The sequence below is a fragment of the Bacillus sp. JJ634 genome (assembly GCF_036962285.1).
GTDB lineage: Bacteria > Bacillota > Bacilli > Bacillales > DSM-1321 > Peribacillus > Peribacillus asahii_A.
Window position 1 is genome coordinate 1 of sequence record NZ_JBALMU010000230.1, and the last position, 1320, is coordinate 1320.

At 37.1% G+C, this 1320-nt stretch carries 2 protein-coding genes; one reads left to right on the plus strand and one right to left on the minus strand.

Annotated elements, in window-relative coordinates; all coding sequences use genetic code 11:
• Nucleotides 1-207 precede the first annotated feature (207 nt).
• On the plus strand, nucleotides 208-615 hold the full coding sequence (locus tag V7068_RS22370) for an S-Ena type endospore appendage (RefSeq protein WP_127759901.1): 408 nt from the start codon (nucleotides 208-210) through the stop codon (nucleotides 613-615).
• A 130-nt stretch (nucleotides 616-745) separates the two neighbouring features.
• Here V7068_RS22370 and V7068_RS22375 read toward each other — a convergent pair whose 3' ends face one another.
• Entirely contained in the window at nucleotides 746-1090 is a 345-nt protein-coding gene (locus V7068_RS22375; protein ID WP_499714622.1) for a DUF3992 domain-containing protein, read from the minus strand.
• Nucleotides 1091-1320 lie beyond the last annotated feature (230 nt).

Here is a 1320-nt window from a genome sequence, read left to right on the forward strand (position 1 = left end):
CGCAAAATCTGTAATTAAGGGTAGCAGAAATAAAGATTAAACGAAAAACGCTGCTTGATTGATAGGCAGTGTTTTTCTATGTGCGCTCGGCCATCGATTAATCGCCGCCTCTTAGTCCAGTTGTATTCGGGAGTGGTGGATTGACGGCACCATTTCATGTATTAATCCATACAATAAATTACCATAATTAGAAAGGGAATACCCGCTATGGACGTACAAAGTAACTCTCATATTTCACCCCCGCCATTAAGCAGTCTATCTCTTTTTCCTCGTAAATCAAATCTTCCAGAGCCACAATTAGTGGCAGATGAAATAGGTGGTGTTATTGTACAAAATTGTGATGGGAAATATGTAGAGTATTGGAGAGCTATTGGAATGGCTTCTCTGCCATCAGGATCATTAACTGTAAAAAATAATTGTGGCTGCATTATGAAGGTAAGAGCGGATACAGATGGTGATGGAAAGGCGGATACGACATTATTTACATTGACTGAAATAAATCAAACGAAATCTGTTACTTTGAAGACTATTTCAAACCTGGAAATTTCTTGTCGGGGAGGATCGGGCCAAAAGGCCAATGGTCATTATAGTATGAAAGTTCGTTATGTGACTTAATATTTTTTATGTAGAGGCTCTGTTATAGGAGGCTGATCAGTTTTATCAACAATATGATTTAACAAAGGCTATGTAAAAATGATGCTAACGTAGAGCATCATTTTTTTGCTTCAACATAGATAGAACTACGTTAAAACTTATAGTTCAAGGAGAAAGAAATTTTGATTTTGGCAGTGCCTGTTCCTGCTGCAACGATACTAATCGAACGCAAATCATTTACCGTAATAGATCGACATTCACCTGGTGCGACCACAAATCCACGAATTGAAGCTCCATTCACGTGAAGAGCAGCCTTTGGTGAAACGCCGATTATTCCAGTATTTTCAACTACAATGGTTCCATTTATAACAAAAGGAGTATCATCTTGCCAAATAGTTGTAGCTGCCCCATTAGTATCTCCTAATTCAATCGTACAAGACACTGAATCACTGATAACGTTTAATGGGTTATTGCTAAATCCCCCCAAATTAGCCAAGAACTCACCTCCTCAATAGATAGGTTCTTATTATTTTATGTTTAATAGGCTAACTTTGTTTAACTATTCAAACGTTGAAGTGAAAAGTGATGAATATTTTTTACTAAACACGTTTCCTTTTTGCTGCCCAATAAATGACCAATATAATGAATGAAACAATAAACAAAATCCCTTTCCCTTGCTTCTCCCACATCAATACTTCGTTAACGGAGTATGCTTCTAGAAGCATA